Origin of the sequence: uncultured Brachyspira sp. (assembly GCF_910578695.1) — a bacterium.
Lineage (GTDB): Bacteria > Spirochaetota > Brachyspiria > Brachyspirales > Brachyspiraceae > Brachyspira.
Genome location: NZ_CAJTQJ010000067.1, coordinates 1 through 5,283 on the forward strand (window position 1 = coordinate 1; position 5,283 = coordinate 5,283).

Sequence of the window (5,283 nt, forward strand, 5' to 3'; positions counted from 1 at the left end):
TATCTGTAATAGTAATAGTATATAATTTAGGCGAAAAATATTTAAGGCAATGTTTAGAAAGTGTTATAAATCAAACACTAAAAAATATAGAAATAATTATAGTTAATGATAATTCACCGAATGTAGATGATGATAAATTATGTTTGGAATATTCATTAAAAGATAGCAGAATAAAATATATAAAACATGAAAAAAATATAGGAGCAGGCGGAGCAAGGAGCACAGGATTAAAAGAAGCAAATGGATATTCTTTGTTTTTTGTTGATGGAGATGATTATTTGTCATTGAATGCATGCGAAATAGCTTTTTACCATTTGATTAAATATAATGCAGATATAATTACATTTGGATATTATATAGTTAATGGTTCTGAAACAAATATTAAAGATGTATTTTGTGAAACTTATCCATTACTTTATGATGCAAATATAATAGAATCATTTTCATTAACTAAAATAAATCCAGCATTATGGAATAAATTATATAAAAGAGATTTATTATTGAAACTTGGATATGATTTTATGTTAACTCAATGCAGGTCTGAAGATTTAAATGCTAATTATAAGATATTTAGTTTAGCTAATTCTTTAGTAAATATACCATTTAGTTTATATTATTATAATTTTAGAATTGGATCGCAAGAAAATATTATTAATGATAAATATTTAGAAGATATATTTATAGTATTTGATAATTTAATTGAATTTATCAAATCTCATAATTTTATTAATGAGCATAAGAAATATATTAATTTAATTTTTATTAATATTTGTTATTATACTATAAATGAAATAAATGCAAAATCTAATGATTCCAATAAATTTGCTGATAAATTTATTTTTTATGTACATGAATTTATTAATAAAAATTTAGATATTATGGATAAAAAAATTATAAGTAAAATCCAGACCAGACCAGACCAGACCAGACCAGACCAGACCAGACCAGACCAGACCTAATATGTAAAGAGTACATATACTTTTATAATAATTCAGAATATAAAAAATTACAACCTATATTGCAATTTTGTATGCAGTATAGGTTTTTTGTTTTTTAGGAGTTATTAAATGTTAAAAAGAATATTAAAATTTATATACAGTAAATATGATAGCGGCATATATAGAATAAGAAATATATTTGGTATTAAGATAGTGACAAAACCATTAGTTAATAAAATAAATGTATTAGAAGAAAAAATAGATAAGTTAATTTATCATAATAATTTGAATAATATATTACTGTCTGGATATTATTTAGATTATTTATCAAAATATAGCAATATGAATTGTATATATGTATCTGTAATAGTAATAGTATATAATTTAGGCGAAAAATATTTAAGGCAATGTTTGGAAAGTGTTATAAATCAAACACTAAAAAATATAGAAATAATTATAGTTAATGATAATTCACCGAATGTAGATGATGATAAATTATGTTTGGAATATTCATTAAAAGATAGCAGAATAAAATATATAAAACATGAAAAAAATATAGGAGCAGGAGGAGCAAGGAGCACAGGATTAAAAGAAGCAAATGGATATTCTTTGTTTTTTGTTGATGGAGATGATTATTTGTCATTGAATGCATGCGAAATAGCTTTTTACCATTTGATTAAATATGATGTGGATGTAGTAACATTTGGATATTTTATTGTTAATAAATTAAAAATTATAAGCAGTATTTTTCTTGAAATATTACCATTACTTTATGGTAAGTCAATTATAGAATCATTTTCATTATCTAAGATAAATCCAGCATTATGGAATAAATTATATAAAAGAGATTTGTTATTGAAACTTGGATATGATTTTATGGTAACAGCATATAGAGCACAAGATTTAAATGCCAATTATAAAATATTTACTGTAACTAATTCATTAATAAATATTCCTTTTCATTTATATTATTATAATATTAGATATGACTCAAAAGATAATACCATTAACGAAAAATATGTAACAGATATATTTTTTATTTTTAATGATTTAATTAATTTTATAAAAGAAAAAAAATTAGATGAAAATCATAAAAAATATATTAATGCTTCTTTTTTAGATAATGCTGTATTTTATATTATAAAGAGAATAAATAGCAGTAATTGTGATAAAGAAAAACTTAAAACTATTTTTAAAAGCAAGGTTATAGAATTTATTAATTTAAACTTGGATTTTATTGATAAGGATTATTTATATAAAATTTTACATAAAAATGGTTTAGAAATAAATTAAAAAATCATTCTTTTGCTTTACTTGAATTTTTTAAATGATTTTGATTATTTTTTATATATATGTTATTATATATAAAAATATTTTAGGTTTATTTTATGAGTTTTATTTCTATAAATAATGAAGATGCTAAATATAAGATATTGAATATTTTTAATATAAAGATATCTTTAAAAAAAAATTATTATAATAAATTTATAAAACATGAAATAAGAGAAAACTCTATTCTCATAGTGGAAATTAATGCTTGTCATGGTGAGACCATACCAGGTTTTATTAACTATTTTCAAAAATTAAACTATAATGTTGATATAATAGTCAGTTATTATATGGTTAGAGATAAAGTTTTGGATAGATTTGCTTTTAATAATATTAATTTATTTTATATGACTGAAAATGAAATTTATAAAGTATTGACAGATAGCTTTTATACTAAATATAAATATTTGTTTTTTAATACTAGTATCTATTATGAAACAAATAGAAATCTAATATATGATATAATTAATAAAAATATAGTGTTTAATAAAGATAGAATTATTTTAGTAGAGCATACTATTGATAATTTGAAATTATTAAAAAAAAATACTATTACTCTTTTGCCTAATAGCAGTAAATGTAAATGGGTTAATCCTCATTATTTTGGAGAAAAAAAATTAAAAAGTAAGAATAGGGATATTATAAAATTTCTTTTAACTGCAAGAGAGGCTAATAGTGCTAAAAATTTAGATTTATTAATTGATTCTATTAGAGATGTTATTAAATCCGGCATTAATAATTTTAAAGTAATTTTTACAGGAAGAATTGCAAATTTAAATATAAATATAAATGATATTAAAGATAATGTAGAGTTTACAGGTTATTTAGATTATGTTCAATTATATAAATACTGTGAAGATGCTGATTTTATTTTGCCGATGCTTGATCCTAATATAGAATCTCATAAAAGATTTTTTGAAGATGTTTCTGGTAGCTTTCAATTAGTTTATGGTTTTGGTATTGTACCTATTGTTCATAAAGCATTTTCTTTGAGGTATGGTTTGGATAGTGATAATTCTTTGGTTTATAATAATTATGATGAGTTTATACAAAAGTTTAAATATGCCGTAAATATGTCTGATTGGGAATATAAAAGTAAAGCTAAAAATATATTAGATTATTCTGATAAATTATATAAAGAATCTTTAGAAAATATTAAATCTATATTAAAAGATTAATCTTTATTTTTTTCGTTTTTGTATTTATTATAGATATCAGTAAATCTTATTTCTAGAGCTTCTTTCCAAAAAGGAGGATTTGGCAAATTAAATCTACTTCTAAGTTTTTGTCTTAAATTTGGTATCGGCATTAATTTAACTAAAAAATGCATTATTCTTGTTTTAAAATTTAATTCATGATTAAGCTTTATATTAATTATATTAAATCCGAATATTTGAATTATGAAAAAATTATCCATTTGAAAAGAACCTACTTTAGTTGTTTTTCCTATAAACAGAAAAGTTTTTGTAGGTATTGTACTTTCGCCTATTCTACATAATTGCAAATCTATTAATTTATCCGAGAGTTCATCTTTTGATATTTCTTCTACTTCTTCACTTATATATTTTGTATCCTCTATATACCGTCTTTTGTATACTTTAGACCAAGTAAATATATAATCTATAATTTGGCTATATTCATACATAAACTCTTTTTTATTATATTTGAAATTATTATCATCAAAAAAATTAAATAAATATTCTGTTGCTCCTATTAAAAAAGGTCCTGCCGTAATAGCGGGCGGTAAAAAATTATTATTTGCAGATATTATAGTTATTCTAGAATTTATTAACATATCAAAACTAAAAAAATAATTTTCTATATCATTTCTATTAATAATAATACTTTCCAAATTATCATTAGCAAATAATATATGTAATTGATTTGTTCCTGCTGACCCTACAAAAGACTGAGCTCCTTTTAATATGGAAATTTTTTCATATAATGATAATTCTTCCGGATAAAATATTTTATAGCCATTCTTTTTAAAAGTTTTATCTATCGGATTATTGCATAATGTTCTTTTCTGTGATAGTTTATTTCTAGAAAAATAAACTTTCTTATATTTTGAAGTTTTTACATTTGCTTTTATTTTATTAATAATAGATTTATATTTTATATTGATATTCCAATCTAATTTAAGTGATTTTTCAGGTACTATAATTTCTTTGAATTTTAAGGGCTCTTTTGCTATTATGATATTATCTTTTTTTATGCCAAATAATTTTAATAAATCTATGCAGTCTTTAGAAATATCCCTTATAAATACTATTTTATATTCATTAATATTTTTATCTAATAAATACCATAGTCTGTCTATAGATTCAATTAATGTTTCGCCATATTGGTCTTGATGATATCCTATTCCCATAAAAACTGCTTTTTCATTTATAAATATAATATTAGATTTAGAAGGAAATAAATTTTCATAAGAAAAATCACTATTATATTTTTTACCGTATGCACTTATTGTATATCCTCTTTTAGATAGTTCGGATATTGTGCCGTTTTCTCTAAACACTCCTCCGATATTAACTTTGTCATTTTCAAAAGGAACTACTATACCATTTGTTATTTTTTCATATTTTAATTCTTTTTCAGATATATTTTTACATATATTTAGTGAGTTATCTATTTTTGATTTCATTATATCACTGCCATAAACTTTTATATACATATATAATTCCTAAATTATTACTATTTACATTTTATTCATTATATAGTAGTATATAATAGTTTGCAATATCATAATGATAAGGATATATAAAAAATGTCTGAAACTACTATAGACACAGTACAAATATTTAATCTATTACCATTTTTTATTTTATATGATTTGTCAATAAATACTAAAAAAGAATCGTATATAACAGAAAAAAAATTAAATAATTCAGCAAATATTATAGTATGGTTTATTGTATTTATAAAATGTATAGATATTTTTATACCAAAATTTAAAATAGACAAGACAAGACAAGACAAGACAAGACAAGACAAGACAAGACAAGACAAGACA

5 protein-coding genes are annotated in these 5,283 nt (G+C 21.2%); 4 read left to right on the forward strand and 1 reads right to left on the reverse strand.

What is annotated here, in order from left to right; genetic code table 11:
* The 3 genes from QZ288_RS11535 to QZ288_RS11545 all read left to right on the forward strand — a co-directional run.
* The coding region (locus QZ288_RS11535) for a glycosyltransferase family 2 protein (protein ID WP_295159016.1) at positions 1-959 on the forward strand (959 nt) is incomplete at its 5' end.
* Between the two features lie 108 nt (positions 960-1,067).
* Positions 1,068-2,231: a glycosyltransferase family 2 protein gene (locus QZ288_RS11540; protein WP_295159018.1), complete on the forward strand. Its 1,164-nt coding sequence runs from the start codon at positions 1,068-1,070 to the stop codon at positions 2,229-2,231.
* A gap of 95 nt (positions 2,232-2,326) precedes the next feature.
* Complete coding sequence (locus QZ288_RS11545; protein ID WP_295159020.1) at positions 2,327-3,445, forward strand: hypothetical protein; 1,119 nt, start codon at positions 2,327-2,329, stop codon at positions 3,443-3,445.
* On the opposite strand, the gene QZ288_RS11550 is transcribed toward QZ288_RS11545, so the two are convergent.
* A complete protein-coding gene (locus QZ288_RS11550) occupies positions 3,442-4,944 on the reverse strand; it encodes a glycosyltransferase 61 family protein (RefSeq protein WP_295159022.1) in 1,503 nt (500 codons plus the stop codon). The genes QZ288_RS11545 and QZ288_RS11550 overlap by 4 nt on opposite strands.
* 93 nt (positions 4,945-5,037) lie before the next feature.
* Between QZ288_RS11550 and QZ288_RS11555 the strand changes: the two genes are divergently transcribed.
* Positions 5,038-5,283, forward strand: a 246-nt coding sequence (locus QZ288_RS11555; protein WP_295159024.1) for a hypothetical protein, incomplete at its 3' end; no start/stop codon positions are given.

Bases quoted from the DNA above. Each gene is read 5' to 3' on its own strand.
- QZ288_RS11540 (WP_295159018.1), top strand. From the start codon at position 1,068: ATGTTAAAAAGAATATTAAAATTTATATACAGTAAATATGATAGCGGC.
- QZ288_RS11545 (WP_295159020.1), top strand. From the start codon at position 2,327: ATGAGTTTTATTTCTATAAATAATGAAGATGCTAAATATAAGATATTG.
- QZ288_RS11550 (WP_295159022.1), bottom strand. From the start codon at position 4,944: ATGTATATAAAAGTTTATGGCAGTGATATAATGAAATCAAAAATAGAT.